At 71.6% G+C, this 18943-nt stretch carries 22 protein-coding genes; 15 read left to right on the top strand and 7 right to left on the bottom strand.

What is annotated here, in order from left to right; genetic code table 11:
- The 4 genes from glnA to ACTHMS_RS21710 form a co-directional block, all read left to right on the top strand.
- A partial coding sequence (gene glnA, locus ACTHMS_RS21695) for a type I glutamate--ammonia ligase (protein ID WP_440308738.1) occupies positions 1-1064 on the top strand: 1064 nt, incomplete at its 5' end.
- Positions 1065-1268: 204 nt separating this feature from the next.
- Positions 1269-1784, top strand: a complete 516-nt coding sequence (locus ACTHMS_RS21700) for a hypothetical protein (RefSeq protein WP_440308739.1) — start codon at positions 1269-1271, stop codon at positions 1782-1784.
- Between the two features lie 12 nt (positions 1785-1796).
- The gene (locus tag ACTHMS_RS21705) at positions 1797-2786 is read left to right on the top strand and encodes a sterol desaturase family protein (RefSeq protein ID WP_440308740.1); all 990 of its coding nucleotides are present in this window, start codon (positions 1797-1799) and stop codon (positions 2784-2786) included.
- A gap of 2 nt (positions 2787-2788) precedes the next feature.
- Positions 2789-3337, top strand: coding sequence for a DoxX family protein (locus ACTHMS_RS21710; RefSeq protein WP_440308741.1), 549 nt, complete (start codon positions 2789-2791; stop codon positions 3335-3337).
- Here ACTHMS_RS21710 and ACTHMS_RS21715 read toward each other — a convergent pair.
- Positions 3327-3782, bottom strand: a complete 456-nt coding sequence (locus ACTHMS_RS21715) for a hypothetical protein (protein WP_440308742.1) — start codon at positions 3780-3782, stop codon at positions 3327-3329. The two genes, ACTHMS_RS21710 and ACTHMS_RS21715, sit on opposite strands and share 11 nt — an antisense overlap.
- A gap of 85 nt (positions 3783-3867) precedes the next feature.
- Here ACTHMS_RS21715 and ACTHMS_RS21720 point away from each other — a divergent pair, with 85 nt between their 5' ends.
- The 7 genes from ACTHMS_RS21720 to folP all read left to right on the top strand — a co-directional run bounded on the left by ACTHMS_RS21720 (position 3868) and on the right by folP (position 9967).
- Positions 3868-4047, top strand: coding sequence for a hypothetical protein (locus ACTHMS_RS21720; RefSeq protein ID WP_440308743.1), 180 nt, complete (start codon positions 3868-3870; stop codon positions 4045-4047).
- A complete protein-coding gene (locus tag ACTHMS_RS21725; protein WP_440308744.1) occupies positions 4044-5237 on the top strand; it encodes an MFS transporter in 1194 nt (397 codons plus the stop codon). The genes ACTHMS_RS21720 and ACTHMS_RS21725 overlap by 4 nt, the downstream gene beginning before the upstream one ends.
- Positions 5238-5273: 36 nt before the next feature.
- The gene (locus ACTHMS_RS21730; RefSeq protein WP_440308745.1) at positions 5274-6302 is read left to right on the top strand and encodes a magnesium transporter CorA family protein; all 1029 of its coding nucleotides are present in this window, start codon (positions 5274-5276) and stop codon (positions 6300-6302) included.
- 144 nt (positions 6303-6446) lie between these two features.
- Positions 6447-7550: an IPT/TIG domain-containing protein gene (locus ACTHMS_RS21735; RefSeq protein ID WP_440308746.1), complete on the top strand. Its 1104-nt coding sequence runs from the start codon at positions 6447-6449 to the stop codon at positions 7548-7550.
- Between the two features lie 190 nt (positions 7551-7740).
- Positions 7741-8100, top strand: coding sequence for a hypothetical protein (locus ACTHMS_RS21740; protein ID WP_440308747.1), 360 nt, complete (start codon positions 7741-7743; stop codon positions 8098-8100).
- A 68-nt stretch (positions 8101-8168) separates the two neighbouring features.
- Positions 8169-9107 (top strand): glucosyl-3-phosphoglycerate synthase, encoded by a 939-nt coding sequence (locus ACTHMS_RS21745; RefSeq protein ID WP_440308748.1) that lies wholly within the window; start codon positions 8169-8171, stop codon positions 9105-9107.
- Positions 9107-9967, top strand: coding sequence for a dihydropteroate synthase (gene folP / locus ACTHMS_RS21750; RefSeq protein ID WP_440308749.1), 861 nt, complete (start codon positions 9107-9109; stop codon positions 9965-9967). The genes ACTHMS_RS21745 and folP overlap by 1 nt, the downstream gene beginning before the upstream one ends.
- Positions 9968-9979: 12 nt before the next feature.
- Here the strand turns inward: folP and ACTHMS_RS21755 are convergent, their stop codons facing one another.
- A complete protein-coding gene (locus ACTHMS_RS21755) occupies positions 9980-10180 on the bottom strand; it encodes a hypothetical protein (RefSeq protein ID WP_440308750.1) in 201 nt (66 codons plus the stop codon).
- A gap of 84 nt (positions 10181-10264) precedes the next feature.
- Between ACTHMS_RS21755 and ACTHMS_RS21760 the strand changes: the two genes are divergently transcribed.
- Positions 10265-12604, top strand: a complete 2340-nt coding sequence (locus ACTHMS_RS21760) for a molybdopterin oxidoreductase family protein (protein ID WP_440308751.1) — start codon at positions 10265-10267, stop codon at positions 12602-12604.
- Positions 12601-13098 (top strand): hypothetical protein, encoded by a 498-nt coding sequence (locus ACTHMS_RS21765; protein ID WP_440308752.1) that lies wholly within the window; start codon positions 12601-12603, stop codon positions 13096-13098. The genes ACTHMS_RS21760 and ACTHMS_RS21765 overlap by 4 nt, the downstream gene beginning before the upstream one ends.
- 12 nt (positions 13099-13110) lie before the next feature.
- Here ACTHMS_RS21765 and csrA read toward each other — a convergent pair whose 3' ends face one another.
- The 5 genes from csrA to ACTHMS_RS21790 are packed head-to-tail and all read right to left on the bottom strand — an operon-like array spanning position 13111 to position 16566.
- Complete coding sequence (gene csrA, locus ACTHMS_RS21770; protein ID WP_440308753.1) at positions 13111-13380, bottom strand: carbon storage regulator CsrA; 270 nt, start codon at positions 13378-13380, stop codon at positions 13111-13113.
- A gap of 27 nt (positions 13381-13407) precedes the next feature.
- Positions 13408-13815, bottom strand: a complete 408-nt coding sequence (gene fliW, locus ACTHMS_RS21775; protein ID WP_440308754.1) for a flagellar assembly protein FliW — start codon at positions 13813-13815, stop codon at positions 13408-13410.
- Positions 13812-14699, bottom strand: coding sequence for a flagellar hook-associated protein FlgL (gene flgL, locus ACTHMS_RS21780; RefSeq protein ID WP_440308755.1), 888 nt, complete (start codon positions 14697-14699; stop codon positions 13812-13814). Before flgL ends, fliW begins: the two co-directional genes overlap by 4 nt.
- Before the next feature lie 2 nt (positions 14700-14701).
- On the bottom strand, positions 14702-16048 hold the full coding sequence (gene flgK, locus ACTHMS_RS21785) for a flagellar hook-associated protein FlgK (protein WP_440308756.1): 1347 nt from the start codon (positions 16046-16048) through the stop codon (positions 14702-14704).
- On the bottom strand, positions 16048-16566 hold the full coding sequence (locus ACTHMS_RS21790) for a flagellar protein FlgN (RefSeq protein WP_440308757.1): 519 nt from the start codon (positions 16564-16566) through the stop codon (positions 16048-16050). Before ACTHMS_RS21790 ends, flgK begins: the two co-directional genes overlap by 1 nt.
- Positions 16567-16985: 419 nt before the next feature.
- Here ACTHMS_RS21790 and ACTHMS_RS21795 point away from each other — a divergent pair, with 419 nt between their 5' ends.
- Positions 16986-17954, top strand: coding sequence for a sigma-70 family RNA polymerase sigma factor (locus tag ACTHMS_RS21795; protein WP_440308758.1), 969 nt, complete (start codon positions 16986-16988; stop codon positions 17952-17954).
- 77 nt (positions 17955-18031) lie between these two features.
- Positions 18032-18868, top strand: coding sequence for a flagellin N-terminal helical domain-containing protein (locus tag ACTHMS_RS21800; protein ID WP_440308759.1), 837 nt, complete (start codon positions 18032-18034; stop codon positions 18866-18868).
- Positions 18869-18943: the final 75 nt, after the last annotated feature.

The following is an 18943-nucleotide window of genomic DNA, read 5'->3' on the forward strand; positions in this document are numbered from 1 at the left end:
CCGGCATCGCCGACACCGCCTACTTCGGCCCGGAGGCCGAGTTCTACGTCTTCGACGACGTCCGCTTCCAGACCGCCCAGAACGAGGGCTACTACCACATCGACTCGATCGAGGGCGCCTGGAACACGGGCCGGGTCGAGGAGGGCGGCAACCGCGGCTACAAGACGCGGTACAAGGGCGGCTACTTCCCGGTGCCGCCGGTCGACCACTACGCCGACCTGCGCGACGCGATGAGCCTCGCCCTCATCAACGCGGGCCTGAAGCTCGAGCGGGCGCACCACGAGGTGGGCACCGCCGGCCAGGCCGAGATCAATTACCAGTTCAACACGCTGACCAACGCGGCCGACGACGTGCTGAAGTTCAAGTACATCATCAAGAACGTCGCGTGGGCCCACGGCAAGACCGCCACCTTCATGCCGAAGCCGCTGTTCGGCGACAACGGCTCGGGCATGCACTGCCACCAGTCGCTGTGGAAGGACGGCTCGCCGCTGTTCTACGACGAGCTCGGCTACGCCGGCCTCTCGGACACCGCGCGCTACTACATCGGTGGCCTGCTGCACCACGCGCCGGCGCTGCTCGCCTTCACCAACCCGACGGTGAACAGCTACCACCGCCTGGTGCCGGGCTTCGAGGCGCCGGTCAACCTGGTCTACAGCTCGGGCAACCGCTCGGCGTGCATCCGGGTGCCGATCACCGGCACGAACGCCAAGGCCAAGCGCATCGAGTTCCGCATCCCCGACCCGTCGGCGAACCCGTACCTCGCCTTCGCGGCGATGCTGATGGCAGGCGTCGACGGCATCAAGAACAAGATCGAGCCGCCCGCGCCGGTCGACAAGGACCTCTACGAGCTGCCGCCGGACGAGGCCGCCGCGATCCCGCAGGTGCCGGGCTCGCTCGGTGAGGTGCTCGACGCGCTCGAGGCCGACCACGAGTTCCTCACCGAGGGTGGCGTCTTCACCGAGGACCTCATCCAGGCGTGGGTGGGCTACAAGCGCAGCAACGAGATCGACCCGATCCGCCTGCGTCCGCACCCGCACGAGTTCGAGCTCTACTACGACGTCTGAGCCGTCCGAGCCGCTGCTCGACCAGCACTGACGCGAAGGCCCCGGGGGACACCCGGGGCCTTCGCGTCGTCCGGCGCCGCGGCGCCATGGTCGCGTCCCGTCGATTCCGTGCCATCCCGCGCGGCCGGTGAACCGCGACGCGCCGCGCTCCGTCGTCCCGCGCAGAGGCGCTCGTCCGAGTGCCACGGACGGAGGCGGGTCGTCATGACATCCATCCATCTCGCACGAACTGGCCTCGGCACCGTCGGTGTCGCGGCGGCACTCGCGCTGCTCACCGCCTGCGGGAGCAGTGCCTCCTCGGGCAACGCCGCCGCGGCAGGGGGCGGTGGGGCCTCCGGGACGGGCGGCGTCCCGGCCGGTCTGCGAACGGAGTCGACGCCGGTCGGCACGGTGCTGGCCGACTCATCAGGACGCACCGTCTACGAGTTGGTCGGCGACTCGGTCGCGCGCCCGACGTGCACCGGGCAGTGTCTGTCGGTCTGGCCGGCGGTCACCGCGAACGGGCACCAGGTCGTCGTCCACGGCCACCCGGCCTACACCTTCGTCGGCGACAGGGCGACCGGCCAGGTCACCGGCCAGGACCTGACCGACCAGTGGGGACGCTGGTTGGCGCTGGGGGCGGACGGCGACCCGATCACGTCGAGCAGGCCGGGCTCACCGGCGTCCTCGGGCCCGGCCTCGTCGCCGAAGGCGCCCGGCGGCGGCGGCCCCGCCTTCTGAGACGGGCCGACGATGACACGCCCGACCCGCGCGGCCACGCGGGTCTACCTCCCGGCCCTGCTCGTGCCGGCCGTGGCGCTCGCGCTGATCGTCGCGGGCTGGGCGACGCACTGGGGCGGCGTCGACTTCGGCGCCTCGTTGACGGCCTCGCGGGTGGTGACCATCGGTCCGCTCGCGGCCGCGCTGCTCGCGTCGTTCCTCGTGCTCGAGCGGCTGCGCCCGGCGCAGGTGCGCCCGCTGATCGCCCGCGGTCATCGCCACGACCTGCTCTTCGCCGTCCTCAACGCCGCGGTGGTGCTGCCGCTGGTCACCGCGCTGACGCTGTCGTTGTCGGACGTGTTGCAGCGGGTGGCGCCGTGGATCGTGCTGCCGCACCTCGCGGCGGTGCCGCACTGGGCCGTGCTGCTGGCGATCCTCGTGGCGATGGACCTCGGGAACTGGCTGGTGCACCTGGCCAACCACCGGGTGCGGCTGCTCTGGCGCTTCCACGAGTTGCACCACTCGCAGGAGGACATGAACGTCCTCACCGTCTTCCGGACGCACCCGCTGATCCACGTGTCCTACCTGGTGGCGGTGCTGCCGGCGCTGGTGCTGCTCGCGAACGGCGAGGTGCCGACGCTGCTGCTCGTCCTCTACGGCGGCAGCGTCGCCTTCGCGCACTCGAACACCGACGCCGGCTTCGGACCATTCGAGCGGGTCTTCGTCAGCCCCAACTACCACCGCATCCACCACCGGGTGCACGACCGGCAGGACGTCAACCTCGGCTTCGCCCTCACCGTCTGGGACCAACTGTCGGGACGCGCGGTGTTCCCGTCGGCGGCGACCGTGCGGGCCGACACCGGCCTGCCACAACGCCCGTTGAGGGTCGAGCAGGAGGGCCCCCGCGCACGTCATCTCGCGGTGCTGGTCGCACAACTGCTCGCGCCGTTCCGTCCGTGGGACGGCTGGGACCCGCCCGATCCGAGCACCCCTGCCGGTGGCGGGGCGCCGCGAAGGAGCTGATCATGTCGACGCACACCCTCCACACGCCCGACGCGCTGCGCGCCGTCTTCGGTACCTCGGCCGGCCGACGCCCGACCGACCTCGGCTGTCTCGTCGTGCGGGTCACGCTGGCCTGGGTCTTCGTCTACTACGGCGCGGCGAAACTCTTCGGCGCCTTCCCCGGCGACGGACCGCACGGCCTGCACGAGACGGCGGTCTTCATGGCACGCACGGCGCACCTGCGGCCGGGCATGTTCTTCGCCGTCGTGGCAGGGCTGGTCGAGTTCGGCGGTGGCGTGGCGATGGCGCTCGGCCTCGGCACCCGCCTGGCCGCCGCCGCGCTCTTCGGCGACATGGTGCTCGCGACGATCACCGTCACCTGGGCCACCGGGCTGAACTCGACCAGCTCACCGCCCGGCTACCAGGTGAACCTGGCCCTGGCCGCCCTGGCCCTGACCGCGGCCCTGCTCGGTGCCGGCAGCCTCAGTCTCGACGCAGTGGTGTCGCGCGCACTGCGGCAACGGTCTGCAGGCTCGACGAACGTTGAGCCATCGGCCCCGATCAGGACTTGAGGACGACCGTGATCGTGATGGTGAGCGTCACCGGCGTGCTCGGGTCGAGGCCGGGGGGCGTCTCGCCCGGTCCGAAGACGTCCGCGGCGGTGCCGCTGATCGACTGCTGGCACGTGGTCTGCTGCTGGTGCTGGTTCGCGTTGCCCTGGCCCTTGGTGGACAGGAACGTGCCGAGCACCGTGTCGGTGCCGGTGATCGTCGCGACGCCACCGAACGATGTCGGGATGCCGTGCGAGCCCGGCGTGCCGACGACCTGGCCGACGCTCCATCCACCCATGTCACTGCTGTGGTTGTTGTTGGTGCGGATCGTGTACTGCGTGCCGGCGCACTCGATGGTCTGCGTCGACTGCGCGGCGTGTGCCGACGCAGCGAACACCAACGCGCCCGCGGCACCGGCGATCGCACCGACCGCGGCCACTGCCGCCCTGCTCGATCCGTTCGACATGTGAGGCCTCCTCACTCCCGGACAGGTACGGGCACGCCCGAATGCGCCCCCGCTCCGACCGATGCCGGGCAGCGTGGCAAGCGGCGTGATCAAGGTCAAGGGCGAAGATCGATTCGGCCGCACCGATGGCAGGAAGCGCCGGGAAGAAAGGGGTGAACCCGCCGAGAACGATCGAGCCGCGATCGGCCCGGTCGCCCGCCGCGGCAGGATGCTGCCGGGCCGGGTCCGGGTCGCCGGATCCGCCTGTGATCACATGGACGAATGACCCGAACGCCGCGCGTCCACCTGACCACGGCGTTCTGGTTCGTCACCGCGGCCTTCGTCGCCACCATGCTCGGCACGACGCTGCCGACGCCGCTCTACCCGACCTACGAGCGGCAGCTCGACTTCGGCGCGCTCACGGCGACGATCGTCTTCGCCACCTATGCCGTCGGCGTGCTGGCGGCGCTGCTCGCGTTCGGGCGCGCCTCGGACACGCTCGGGCGGCGCCCGACCCTGCTCGCCGGGCTCGGCGCCGCGCTGCTGTCGTCGGCGGTCTTCCTGCTCGCCGCGCCGGTGCACGGGCACGCGCTCGGGCTCACCCTGCTGCTGGTCGGACGGTTCCTGTCGGGCCTCTCGGCCGGTGTGTTCACCGGCACCGCGACGGCGACACTCGCCGACCTCGCCGAGGGGTCGGGCACCAGGGCGAGCCTGGTCGCCGCCCTCGCCAACGTCGGCGGCCTCGGGCTCGGCCCGCTGGTCGCCGGCGCCCTCGCCAAGGGTGAGGTCGCGCCGCTCAGCAGCCCGTACTGGGTGCACCTCGCGCTGGTCGTGGTCGTCGCCGGCCTGCTGGTGCTCACGCCCGAGACCGTCCGGGTCGACGGGCCGCGCCGGCTGACGATGCAGCGTCTCGGGGTGCCGGCCGAGGTGCGCACCACCTTCGTCCAGGCCGGGATCGCGGGCTTCGCGGGCTTCGCCGTCCTCGGCTTCTTCACCGCCGTCACGCCGGCCTCGCTGGGCGCGCTCGGCCACCATGACCCGCTGCTGACGGCGCTGGTGGTGCTCGCCGTCTTCGCCGCCTCGGCCGTCGGGCAGGTGCTGTCGCTCGCGGTCGCGCAACGTCCGGCGCTGCTCACGGGCACGACGGTGCTGGCGCTCGGCGCAGCCGGGGTCGGCGTCGCGATCGGCGAGCACTCGCTGCCGCTGCTCGTGGTCGGCGGCGCCGTCAGCGGCCTCGGCCAGGGCCTCAGCTTCCGTGCGGCCCTCGGCGCGGTCACCGGCGCGAGCCCGGCCGACCAGCGCGCCGCCGTCTCGTCCAGCTTCTTCGCGGTCTGCTACGTCGGCATCTCACTGCCGGTCGTCGGCGTGGGCGCGGCCAGCGACGCGGTCGGGATCGTGCGCACCGCCGAGGTCTTCGCGGGCGCCATCGCGGTGCTGACCCTGCTCGCCCTTGCGGGGCTGGCGCGACGGCGTTAGCTGCGTCCTCAGCCGGTGTGCGTCACGCTCTGCGGCATGGATGTCCACGTCATCGACGCCGACGGGCTCACCAAGCACACGCCCGACGAGCTGCCTGCGCTGCTCACCCGGGCCGACGCCGTCGTCTGGGTCGACATCCCGCTGTGCGAGACCCAGCACGCCGACGTGCTGACCCGGGTGTTCGGGTTCGCCGAACTCGCCGTGCGCGGCTGCGTCGAGCGCAACCACATCTCGCAGGGCCATCTCTACGACGACCACCTGTTCACCGTGCTGCACGCGCCCGAACTCGGACGCGGCGGCCACGTGCACTACGTCGAGCTCGACCAGTTCGTCGGACCCAACTACGTCGTCACCGTGCACGGCCCGCTCAACCCCGTCGTCGACCGCGCCGTCGCCCAGATCGACACCGACCACGTGCTGGCGCGCATCAAGGCCGGCACGCTGCACCCCCGCACCCCGATGGCCCTGTCTGCGGCGATCGTGTCGGCGATGATCCGCCGCGAGATCGACCTCGTCGCGAAGCTGGCGCGCGAGTCGGGACGCCTCGAGCAGCAGGTGACCGACGAGGACCACGACGACGACCCGGAGGCCCTGCTCGAGCAGCTGTTCGAGGTCGGGCACCAGTTGCTGGCGATCCGCACCATCGTCACCCACAGCGCCGAGACCTATCGCAACCTCGCGCGCCGGGGCACCCGGCTGGCCGAGGCCGACGCCGGGCTCGTGGTCGACCTGGCCGACCGGTTCGACATGGTGCGCAGCATGGCCGAGGGCCAACGCGAGTTCGTCCACGGCGTCATCGAGTTCTTCCAGACGCGCACGAGCACGCATCTCGCGGTCGCCGCGCAGGAGCTGGCCGACACGTCGGCGAAGCAGAACGACCAGATGCAGCGCATCACCGCGTGGGTGGCGATCATCGCCGTCCCGACCGCGGTCACCGGCTGGTTCGGCCAGAACGTGCCGTACCCGGGCTACGGCACGACGGCCGGGTTCGTCGCGTCCACGGTCATCATCGTCGTCGCGGCGCTCGCGCTGTACGTGCTGTTCCGCTGGAAGCGGTGGCTCTGAGGCCCGTGGGCCGACCGGTCGACCTTTGGTCCCGCCGACCGACCCTTGGTCAAGTACGGCGACGGTGACGCCGATACGGCAGATGCCCGCAGGGAAGCGGCGCACTCGGGTGACCGCCCGATTCGTCTTATGGAGGAGAACCGCATGACCATCCGTATCAACACCGCCGGCAAGCGCGCCGCGGCCGTCGCGGCGGTTGCCGGCACGGTCGTCGCGGGCGTCTTCGGCATGTCCGGCTCGGCCAACGCCACCTCGACCACGCCCACGATCACGAAGCTGAGCGTGCACCGGATCGCCACGAGCATCGGCAACCAGCTCATCGTCGTCACCGGCACCAACTTCGACGAGAACACGATCAGCAACGTCAAGCTCGTCGACACCCAGAACAGCAACGCGTCGGTGTGCACCACGGCCCCGACCTACATCGTCGCGAGCCCGACCTCGCTGCTGGTGAAGACCGCGAACGACTGCGCCGTGGCCAAGTCGAAGGTCGGCGTCGACATCCACCCGACGAGCGGCTCGGACATCGTGAGCGACCCGACCGTCGCCGCCATGGCGCTCGACCTCGTCGCGCCGCCGACCCTGTTCGACGACGACACGTCGGTGCCGGACGCGCCGGTCTTCCTGGTCAACGGTGGCTCGGCCGCCCCGGTCACGGTCGCCCCGATGAGCGGTGGCCAGATCGTCGAGGTCAAGGGTGACGGGACGTACCACTTCACCACCTCGACGGCCTACCCGCTGAAGGCGAGCATCGGCGGCGTGCCGCTGACCAACCTCGCGCTCGGCGGCTGCACCGCCGGCACGAACTGCACCTACTTCACCGGCAAGCTCGGCAGCTACAAGGCGGTGCCGGCCAACAACGACCTGGTGATCACCGCCAACGGCGTCACGGCGACCTACCACTCGGGCAGCGGGAACAGCGGCTGCGTCGCGGCCTCGAGCTGCACCGGCACCACGCACACCTTCACCATCGGTGACGACCAGCTGATCAAGCTGAGCACCCCGTCGGTCCCGCTCACCGGCGGCACCATCACGGTGAACGGCAAGGGCTTCAAGGCGGCCACCCCGACCGTCGCGATCACCGGCGCCACCCACGCGACCTGCAGCAACGTCACGGTCGTCAGCGACACGAAGCTCACCTGCGACGCCCCGGCGAACACCGCCGGCGCCTACCCGGTGGACGTCACCGTCGGCACCACCCACACGCTCGACAATGGCACGAACTACCTGGTCTACAGCGCCTACTGATCGACCTGATCGAGCGCTGCTGATCGACACCCTGACCGCGCGGCGGCGGGAGCTCCGGCTCCCGCCGCCGTTCGGCGTTCTCGACCCGAACGACGTCACGGGACGCACCACCCGGGCCGGCGTCAACCGTGCCGCGCTCCCCCGCTAGCGTCGGCGGGGCACGCCGAACCCACCGCGCGAGGAGCACCCCATGGCGATCGTCAACCTGGCCACCGCCCTCGGCCTCGGCCGCGCCGTGTTCGGCGGGGCCGCGTGGGCCGCGCCGAAGCTGGTCGCCGAACGCGGCGGCATGCCCGGCGCCGGCGCGAACGGCGAGGCCCGCTACATGACCCGCCTGTTCGGCTCGCGCGACCTCATGGTCGGCCTCGCGACCGCGCTGCCGGCGACCCAGGCCCAGGCGCTGCGCCTCGGCATCGTCCTCGACCTGTTCGACACGGCTGCGGGCGTGCTCGCGGGCCGCGACGGGGTGTCCGCCCGGCAGTCACGGCTGTACGCCGCCGTCGCGGGCGGCTACGCCGTCGCCGGGATCGTCGCCGCCCGGCGCCGCTGAACGGGCGATCTGCTCACATCCCGCGTCCGGACGCATCCACGCCGGCGCCCGCGCGCGAACCCTTTGCCGTGACCGATCCCGTCGCCTGGTTCGCCGCCGCCACCACCGTCGCGGCCGACTGGCCGGTCGAGCGGGTCGCCGCCGCCAAGGGTGACCACCGCATCGCGGTCGTGCTGCCCGCCCGCAACGAGGAGGCGACCGTCGGCGACATCGTCGCCGCGATCCGCGCCGACCTCATGACCACCACGCCCTTGGTGGACGAGCTCATCGTCATCGACTCCGACTCGACCGACGCCACGGCCGAGCGGGCCGTCGCCGCCGGCGCGGTCGTGCACCCCGCGCGCGGGATCCGTCCCGACCTCGGCACCAACCGCGGCAAGGGCGAGGCGCTCTGGAAGTCGCAGTTCGTCACGTCCGCCGATCTGCTCGTGTTCGTCGACGCCGACCTCACCGGGTGGGGCACCCACTTCGTCACCGGGCTGCTCGGCCCGCTGCTGACCGACCCGCGGGTGCAACTGGTGAAGGGTTTCTACGACCGCATCCTCGACGACGGCTCGGGTGCGCACGCCCCGCAGGGCGGACGCGTGACCGAGCTGGTCGCGCGGCCGTTGTTGGCACAGTGCCGACCGGCGCTCTCGCGGGTGGTGCAGCCGTTGGCCGGCGAGTGGGCGATCCGTCGGTCGGCGTTCGCCAGGCTGTCGGTGCCGGTTGGTTACGGTGTCGAGATGGCGACCCTGCTCGACATCCACGAGCGGTTCGGCCTCACCGGCATCGCCCAGGTCGACCTCGGCGCCCGCGCGCACGCGCACCAGTCGGTGCACGACCTCGGCGTCATGGCGTCCGAGATCGTCGCCGTCACGCTGGCCCGCACGCTGGCCGACGCACCCCCGGCCGCGCCCGACCTGTGGCAGTTCGACCGCCGCCGGCCCGAGTCGTGGCACGCGCGCCAGGTGCCGGTCGTCGAACGCCCGCCCGCCGCACCCCTGCTCGACAACGGAGACCGCTGATGCTGCGCTTCGGCCGCCGCACCTACGCCGACGACGACCTGCTGATCATGGCGATCGTCAATCGCACCCCCGACTCGTTCTACGACCGGGGGGCGACCTTCGCCTTCGAGAAGGCGCTCGAGCGCGTGCACCAGGTCGTCGCCGAGGGCGCCGACCTCGTCGACATCGGCGGGGTCAAGGCCGCGCCGGGCCAGGAGGTGACGGTCGCCGAGGAGATCGAGCGCACCGCGCCGTTCGTCGCGGCGGTGCGCGAGGCGTTCCCCGACCTGGTGATCAGCGTCGACACGTGGCGCGCCGAGGTCGGCGAGGCGGTGTACCAGGCCGGCGCGGACGTGCTGAACGACGCGTGGGGCGGCTGGGATCCAGGGCTCGCCGAGGTCGCCGCGAAGCACGACATGGGCCTGGTGTGCACCCACGCGGGCGGCGCCCAGCCACGCACGCGCCCGCACCGCGTGCAGTACGACGACGTGCTCGCCGACGTGCTGCGCCGCACGGTCGGCGAGGCCGAGCGTGCGGTCGCCCTCGGCGTCGACCGCAACAGCGTCGTCATCGACCCCGGCCACGACTTCGGCAAGAACACGCGCCACAGCATCGAGGTCACCCGCCGGCTGCCGGAGATGGTCGCCACGGGCTGGCCGGTGCTCGTCTCGCTGTCGAACAAGGACTTCGTCGGCGAGACCCTCGACCGCCCGGTGGGCGAACGGCTCATCGGCACGCTGGCGACGACGTCGGTCAGCGCCTGGCTGGGTGCCCGGATCTTCCGCGCGCACAACATCGCCGAGACCCGCCAGACGCTCGACATGGTAGCGACGCTGCGCGGCACCCGACCGCCGGCGCGCACCACCCGCGGCCTCGCCTGACGCCGGCGGGCATCAGACCCCGCCGCCGCCCGCCTCGGTGTCAGCGACGTCGGCGTCCTCGGCGGTCCCGTCCGAATGGGGCTCGGGCGCGTCGTCGTCGAGCTGCTGCGCCCAGTCGCCGAGCGGTCGCTCGCTCGGCGGCGCCGTCATGGTCGGCTCGGAGTCCTGATCGAGCGCGCCGTCGTACTCGTCCTTGCTGCTGTCCGCTGCCATGCCGGAGGCATACCCACCGAGGCGGCACACCGATCCCCACAGCTGCAGTGTGCAAATGTTCCGCCGCGCGGGTAGTGGCCGGGCATGGACGCACGTGAGCAGCACCGGCTGCAGCGACTCTGGGGTGAGCGCACGCCCTACGCCGCGGGTGAGACCTGGCCGGTACGCGTCGACGAGCACTACGCCGAGGGCGTGACGGCCGACGACGTCGACGCGTGGTTCACCACGGCTTCGCTGCTGCACTCGAACGGCGACGCCATGCGCATCGGCGTGCGCGACGGCCGGATCGTCGGGGTGCGGGGGCGCGACGACGACCGGGTCAACCACGGCCGTCTCGATGTGAAGGATCTCTACGGCTGGCAGGCCAACCTCAGCCGCGACCGCCTCACCCAACCGCTCGTGCGCCGCGACGGCCGGCTCGAGCCGACCGATTGGGACACCGCGATCGGCATGGTCGCCGATCGCACGAAGCAGCTGCTCGCCGACCACGGGCCCGGCTCGATCGGCTTCTACACGACCGGGCAGCTGTTCGCCGAGGAGTACTGGACGCTCACCACCATCGCCCGCGCCGGCATCGGCACGCATCACCTCGACGGCAACACCCGGCTCTGCACGGCCACGGCGGGCGAGGCCCTGAAGGAGACGTTCGGCAGCGACGGGCAGCCGGCGTCGTACCGCGATGTCGATCATGCCGAGGTCATCGCGCTGTTCGGGCACAACGTCGCCGAGACTCAACCGGTGTTGTGGATGCGGATGCTCGACCGGCTGGCCGGGCCGAACCCGCCGAAGCTGCTGGTGGTCGACCCCCGCCGCACGAAGGTGGCCGAGCAGGCGACGGTGCACCTCGCCCCGCGCAGCGGCACCAACCTCGCCCTGCTCGACGCCCTGCTGCACGAACTGCTCGTCAACGACTGGGTCGACCACGACTTCGTCGACGCACACACCGTCGGCTTCGACGAGTTGCGCGCGCGGGCCGCCGACTGGACCCCTGCGTGGGCGAGCGAGATCTGCGACGTGCCCGCCGAGGACATCCGCGCGGCCGCGCGCCTGCTGGGCGCGCACACCCGCATCCTCGCCACCGTGCTGCAGGGCGTGTACCAGTCGCACCAGGCGACGGCCGCCGCCGTGCAGGTGAACAACCTCGTGCTGCTGCGCGGTGCACTGGGCAAGCCGGGGGCCGGTGTCCTGCAGATGAACGGTCAGCCCACCGCGCAGAACACCCGGGAGTGCGGTGCCAACGGCGACCTGCCCGGCTTCCGGAACTGGGCGAACGACGAGCACATCGAGCAGCTGGCCCGCATCTGGAACGTCGACCCGATGCAGGTGCCGCACCACGGCCCGCCGACGCACGCCATGAACATCTTCCGCTACGCCGAGACCGGGTCGGTCAGGTTCCTCTGGATCTCGGGCACCAACCTGGCGGTCTCGTTGCCCGAGCTGCACCGGATCCGCTCGATCCTCGCGTCCGAGGGGCTGTTCGTGGTCGTCCAGGACATCTTCGAGACCGAGACCACCGCCTTCGCCGACGTCGTGCTGCCGGCAGCGACCTGGGGCGAGAAGACCGGCATCTTCACCAACGCCGACCGCACCGTGCACCTGTCCGAGCAGGCGGTCGAGCCGCCGGGCGAGGCCCGCAGCGATCTCGACATCTTCCTCGCCTACGCCCGTGCGATGGACTTCCGCGACAAGGACGGCCGGCCGCTCGTGCACTGGAACGATCCCGAGAGCGCCTTCGCCGCATGGCAGCGCGCCAGCGCCGGACGCCCGTGCGACTACACCGGTTTGACCTACGCGAAGCTGCGCGAGCACGGCGGCATCCAGTGGCCGTGCACCGCCGACGCTCCCCTCGGCACCGAGCGGCTCTACACCGACGGCATCAGCTGGGCGTCGGCCGACCTCAGCGAGAGCTACGGCCGCGACCTCGTCACCGGCGCCTCGGTCGAGGAGGTCGAGTACCGCGCGCTGAACCCCGACGGCAAGGCGGTGCTCAAGGCCGCCGAGTACCTGCCGCCGCACGAGATCCCGTCGACCGACTACCCCTTCCAGCTCACGACCGGGCGCACCATCTTCCACTTCCACACCCGGACGAAGACCGGTCGCACACCCGAGCTGAACGACCAGGCGCCCGACGTCTGGGCCGAGCTCAACGCCGACGACGCGGCGCAGCTCGGTGTCGGACCCGGCACGCTCGTCGACATCTGCTCGCCGCGCGGTCGCATCCGGGCCGCCGCCCGGATCGTCCCGATCCGCCGCGGCCTGGTCTTCGTGCCGTGGCACTACGGCTACTGGGACGTCCAGGGCGGCGCCGACGCGGCCGCGGCCCACGACCGCGCGGCCAACGAGTTGACCATCACCGACTGGGACCCGGTGTCGAAACAGCCGCTGTTCAAGACGGCCGTGTGCCGGGTCGAGGTCGTGCGATGACCGGCGAGGCCGGATCGCGGTACGCGCTGAGCAAGGTGCACCAGGCCGAGGACGACCTGGTCGAGCACCTCGTCGCGGTCGCCGAGCGGCACGCGACCGAGCACGAGGTGCATCACGTCGCCCTCGACCTCGCCCGGTGGTCGCGCGAGCACCTCGCGGCGGTGGCGGGGACGGCGCAGGCCCGCGGGATCGACCTCGATCCGCACCCGCACGGGCCGTCGAGGGTGAGCCGGGCCGCGCAGCGGGCGACGGCGGTGATGGGCGGGCGGCGTCCCGAGCCGGGAGTGCTGCTGCTCGAGGACGTCGAGCAGCTGTACCTGCTCGCCTCGGCCGCGTCGCTGGCGTGGGAGCTGCTCGGCCAGCACGCCAAGGCGCAGCGGGACGCCGACCTGCTCGGGGTCGTGACGACCTGTCACCCGCGCACGCTGCGGCAGGTGCGGTGGGCGAACACCACCCTCAGGACGGTCTCGCCGCAGGTGCTCGGCAGCCTCTGACCGGCCCTCGCGCTACTCGCGCCCCGCGGGCCCCTCGGCCGACGGCTTGCCCGGCTTGCCCTTGGTCTGCTGCAGGATGTCGTCGATCGCCTCGTCGGGGGTCGAGGCCGCCTTCTGGTTGGCGATCTGGAGCTCGCGATAGACCTCTTCGCGGTGCACGCTGACCGACCGCGGCGCCGTGATGCCGATACGCACGGCGTCGCCGCGCACCTCGATCACCGAGATGACGATGTCGTCACCGACGATGATGTTCTCGCCGGAACGGCGCGTCAGGATCAGCACCCTCGCCAGGGTACTGACCACGGCCGGTCAGCGCGTGAGCAGCGGCTGCCGCATGGGCAGCGCGTCGTCGTCGAGCACCAGCTGCACGGCGCGGTCGGTGCCGGAACCGAGCACGACGGGCGCCCGCAGGTTGGCGGTCGCATCCGCCAGGCCGCGCTCGACGGTGAGCACGAGCAGGAGGTCGACGGTCTCGCCGACCTGGGTCTCGAGGCTGCTCGGCAGCTCGGGGCGGTAGTCCGGGAAGAATGTGCCGGCCGGGGTGAGGATGAAGCGCAGCGCCGGGTCGTCGGCCGAGCGCAGCGAGAACAGCACGCCCTCGTCGTCGATGGCGGTCAGGTCGAAGTCCCGCAGGCCCGGGAAGCCCGGGATCGGCTCGACCATCGTGATGTGCCGCGACTGCTTCACCGGCGCCACAGGCGCGAGCATGGCGCTCATCGGAGGAAGTCCAGCAGGGAGAGCTGACGGATCGAGGCGGTCGTCTGCAGCGCCGCCTGGTAGTTCGTGTTCGCTGTGGTCACCTGGATCGCCATGTCCGCGAGATCGATGTCCTGGATGCCGGAGAGCTGGGTCTTCAACGTGAGGGTGTTCGCCGCCTGCGTCGTCTGCGCCTGCGTGATGCGGGCCGCGGCCGCGCCCTCGGCGGCCTGTGCGGCGGACAGCTGCCTGAGGGCGCCGTCGACCTGACCGAGTTGCCCGCTCAGCGTCGAGGTGTCACCGGACCGCAGCGCGCCGGCGATGTCGCTGAGCAGCGAGAAGACGTCGCTGCCGGGGGCCCCGAAGGCCGTCGGGCCGGTCTGGTTGACCTGGATGCTGGCGTTCTCGCCGATGGTGCGGGTGATCGCGCCGCCGTCGCCCTGGTAGTTGCCGGACGAGTCGTAGGCGACCGGCGATCCCGACGTCCCGGCGAAGATCGGGCGGCCGTTGTACGTCGTGTTCGCCGTGGCGAGCAGCGACGAGCGGATCGCGTCGACCTGGTCGGCCAGCGACGACATCGCCTCCGGCGTCATCGCGCCCGAGTTGAGGCCCTGCACGACGATCGTGCGCGCCGACTGCACCTGGTTCACCGCGCTGGAGTAGGCGCTGTCGGCCATCGACAGCCAGCCCTGGGCGAAGTTCTGGTTGGTCGTGTACTGCCCCATGCGCGACAGGGACGCGCGGAGCTTGAGCGCCTGCACCGTGCCGGCCGGATCGTCCGAGGGCTTGGTGATCTGGTTGCCGCTGGACATCTTGGCCTGCAAGGTGTCGAGACGGCTCGAGGCGGTCTGCAACCCGCGCAGCGAGTGCTGCGCGAGCGACCCCTCGGTCACGCGGAGGCTCATGATCAGTTGCCCAATCCGGTGTGGTTGATGAGGGTGTCGAGCATGCTGTCGATCGTCGTCAGGACGCGGGACGCGGCCTGGTAGGCGTGCTGGTAGGTCAGCATGTTGTTGATCTCGTCGTCGTAGCTGACGCCGTTCGCCGAGGTGCGCAACGCGTCGGCGCTCTGCGTGACGCTCGCCTGGGTCGCCTGCTGCTGCTGGGCGACGGCGCTGTCCCCTGCCACCGAGGCCACCAGCTGCACGTACGCGGCGTCCGGGCCGCTGCTGAGGTTGCCCGCGGTGCCGAGACCGGTCGCGTTGCTGCCGTCGAGCGCGCCCGCGCCGGCGGCCGCGGCGGCGACCAGCGTCGGGTCGGTGAACGCCACGGCGATGTCACCCGCGCCCGCGCCGCTGAACATCGGGGTGCCGGTGTCGCCGGCGAGGTCCGTGCCGTTGGCCTGTGCCGTGTTGACGACCGTGATCAGCTTCGCGGCGACGCCGTCGAGCGCGCTCTGGTAGCCCGGCAGGGTCGTGCCGAGCGCGGTGACATCGGCGGCCGCGCTACCGGTGGTGAGCGTCGCAACGGTGCCGCCGACGGTGATGTTCGCGCCGTCGAAGGCGACGGTGGCGGCGGTGTTGCCGGTGACCAGTGCCTGGCCGCCCACGGTCACGTTCACCATGCCGTTCGGCTGCAGCGTCGCGGTCGCGCCGAGCGATGCGCTGAGCTGGTCGAGCACCTGGTCGCGCTGGTCGAGCAGGTCGCTGGTGTCCGACCCGCCGCCGGCGGCGACGGCGATGCGGGCGTTGAGGTCGGCCAGCTTGCTCGCGAGGGCGTTCGCGGCCGTCGCGGTCTGCCCGAGCGACTGGCCGATGTTCGCGGCGATGCCGCTGAGGCTGGTCGACATCGAGTTCAGGGTCGACGCCACGGTCTGCGCCTTGCTGAGCAGCGTCGTCCGGGTCGCCGCACTCGACGGGTCGTTGGCGACGGCGCTCCAGGCGTTCCAGAAGGCGTTGAGCTGCTCCGACAGGCCGGTGTCGCTCGGCTCCGGGAAGACGGCCTCGACGCTCGACAGGCGCGAGGCGGTGGTGTCGGCCGCGGCGCCACGAGCGTCCTCGAGGCGGGCCCGGGCGTCGACGAGCGCATCGTTGAGCCGCGAGGTGCCGAGGATCTGCACGCCACCGGTCTGGGTCGCCGCGACGTAGCGCCGCGAGACACCCTCGACGCCGTCGAGGCTGGCCTGCTGCGCGGCGCGCCGGACGTAGCCCGGCGTGTCGGCGTTGGCGATGTTCTGCGAGACGACGTTCAACCCGTACCGGGCCGCCGCGAGGGCGGTGCCGGCCTGCTGAAGGCCTCCGAAGGTGCTGGTCATCAGACGTGCTCATCCAGGAGTCGGGAACCGGACACAACCTGCGCGCGTCCACCCTGCGCGTCGTACGTACTGCTCGTGAGGCCGAGGCGGTCGAGGGTCTCGCCGATGACGCGGCCGGCGGCCGCGAGCTGGCGCGAGGTCTCGGCGGCGAGCGCCTGGACCTCGAGCACCAGTGACCGCAGCGCGGCGCGATGCTCGGCGAACAAGGTCGCCCACGGCTCGTCGGCCGTGTCCGACAGTCGGCTCAGCGTCGAGTCACCGGGCAGCCCGAGCTGCAGGGCCAGGTGCTCGACCTCGACGGCCCGCGCGATCTCCTGCAGCCGCATGCTCTCGACGGCGGCCTGCACCTCGTCGGTGGCCTTGGCCAGCCAGCGGGTCGAGCCGGATGCGACGACGAGCTGCTCCTGCGTCAGCTTGAACAGCAGGTGCTCGAGGACGTCGCGCTCGCGCCACAGCAGCCCCGAGACGGCACCGTAGGCCTCGGCCGCGGTGTCACCGGTGTCGCCATGAGCAGGCACTGCGTCCTCCGAGAGGTCGGTGGGGGGAACAGCAGACCTATCGGCCGGGCCCCGGGCGACCTGAGCCGGGCGACGGGACAAGCACCCGTAGGGCCCGAAGGGGGCAGATGCGCACAACATCGGACGTCTCGAGTGGCGCACGAGCGCACAGAAGTACACAGTGTCGGCATGACCGACTCGGGACGGCCCTGCGCCCGCGAAGCTGCGGGACCTTCGTCCCCTCTTTGTCGGGTGGCGACATCAGGACTTGCGCCCCCGGGCCAGGTTGGGCAGAGTTCCTTCACGTCGACCTAACACACATGAGTTTTACATAGGTCGACCGGGCGGATGACGGACTGCGGGGTCCTGACGCTCATCTTCAGTACCACCTGCGGGGTTCGAAGTGCCAGACGTTCTCGATCCCCAGCAGGAGGTCCGCCATGACTGCGATGCAGGTTCTCGCCGACGAGCCGACGATCGTCCGCGACGGGGCCGCACAGGCCACCGACGCCCGACGTGTCGACGAGCTGGTGCGCACGCAGCTGCCGCTGGTCGGCCACATCGTCCGGGAGTTCCTCACCCGGCTGCCGGCCCACGTGCACCGTGACGACCTCACCTCGGCCGGCATGATGGCCCTGGCGATGAGCGCCCGTCACTTCGACCCGTCGCGCGGCGTGCCGTTCGCCCGCTTCGCCGCCATCCGCATCCGCGGTGCCATCACCGACGAGCTGCGCTCGATGGACTGGGCGAGCCGCGCGGTGCGTAGCAAGGCCCGCGACCTCGAGACGGCCCGCGCCGAGCTCACCGCCACCCTCGGCCGCGCGCCGCGCCGCGAGGAGCTCGCGCAGGTGCTCGGGGTGAGCGTCCAGGACCTCGACAACGTCGACCACGACGTCCACCGCGCGGCGACGCTGAGCCTGCAGGGCCTCTCCCCCGACCAGGGCGCCGAGCTGCTGCCGAGCGGCGACGAGGGCCCCGAGAGCCTGCTGCTGAAGCGCGAGCAGGTCGGGTACCTCAAGGACGCCATCGCCGAGCTGCCCGAGCGGCTGCGCACGGTCGTCGAGCAGTACTTCTTCGCGCAGCGCAAGATGAGCGACATCGCCGCCGAGCTCGGCGTCACCGAGTCGCGGGTCTCGCAGATGCGCTCGCAGGCGCTCACCATGCTCCGCAAGGGCCTGCAGGGTCAGGACGACGCCGCCACGGCGCGCGGCGAGGCCGGCGGCTCGGGTCGTCGCGAGGCCGCCGACGCCGCGTACTGCGCCGCGATCGCCGCCCGCTCCACCATGTCCGGCCGCCTCTCGGCGACCAACGTGTACGGCGAGCTCCGCGAGCGCGCCGGCGCGACCGTTCACCACGTGAACTTCCCGGGCCGCAGCGCTCAAGTCGCCGCCCGACGCGCCGATCACTAAGACATCCGAGCCACGGACGGCTCGGGAGCCCGGATTGAGTCCGGGCAGGAACTGACTCACTAGCCAGGAGGCACCCCATGAGTCTTCGTATCAACACCAACGTTGCGGCGCTCAACGCGTACAACAACCTCAGCGCCAACCAGGCCAAGCAGAACATGGCGTTCCAGCAGCTGTCCTCGGGTCTCCGCATCAACAACGCGGCCGACGACGCGGCCGGTCTCTCGATCGCCAGCGGCCTGACCAGCCAGATCAACGGCCTCACCCAGTCGGTGTCGAACGCGCAGGACGGCATCAACGTCGCCCAGATCGCCGACGGCTCGCTGGCCACCGTCCAGACGATCCTGCAGCGCATGCGCTCGCTGGTCGTCCAGGCGGGCAACGCCGGCACCATGGACTCGAACTCGCTCAACGCGATCACGGCCGAGATCGGCACGCTGAACTCGCAGCTGACGAACATCTCGGGCCAGACCGCGTTCGGCGGCAAGAACCTGCTCGACGGCACCTACAGCTACGACTTCCAGGTCGGAGCCAACGCCGGCCAGGTCATCCACCTCGACCTGTCCAGCGCCAAGGTGGACGCCACAACCCTGGGCACCGGTGGCCTGCAGATCGCCTCGCAGGTCAGCGGCACGTACGACCCCACGACGGACCTGGGCACGCTCGACGCCGCCCTCGGCACCGTCAACACGGCGCGCTCGAACATCGGCGCCGTGCAGAACCAGCTGAACTACACCGTGACGAACCTCCAGACGGCGATCACCAACGTCACGGCCTCGCGCTCGAACCTCACGGACGCCGACCTGGCCACCCAGGTCACGAACATGACCCAGGCGCAGATCCTCACCTCTGCCGCGACCTCGGTGCTGGCCCAGGCGAACTCCGCCCCGCAGGCCATCCTGAAGCTGCTGCAGTAATCCACCCCCTTCGTCGCCGGCGCACCCGCACGTGCGCCGGTGACGGAGACCCAGGACCGGGGCGGGTAGCGCGAT

Source organism: Jatrophihabitans sp. (genome assembly GCF_051960575.1).
In the GTDB taxonomy this organism is placed as follows: domain Bacteria; phylum Actinomycetota; class Actinomycetes; order Mycobacteriales; family Jatrophihabitantaceae; genus JBQCEE01.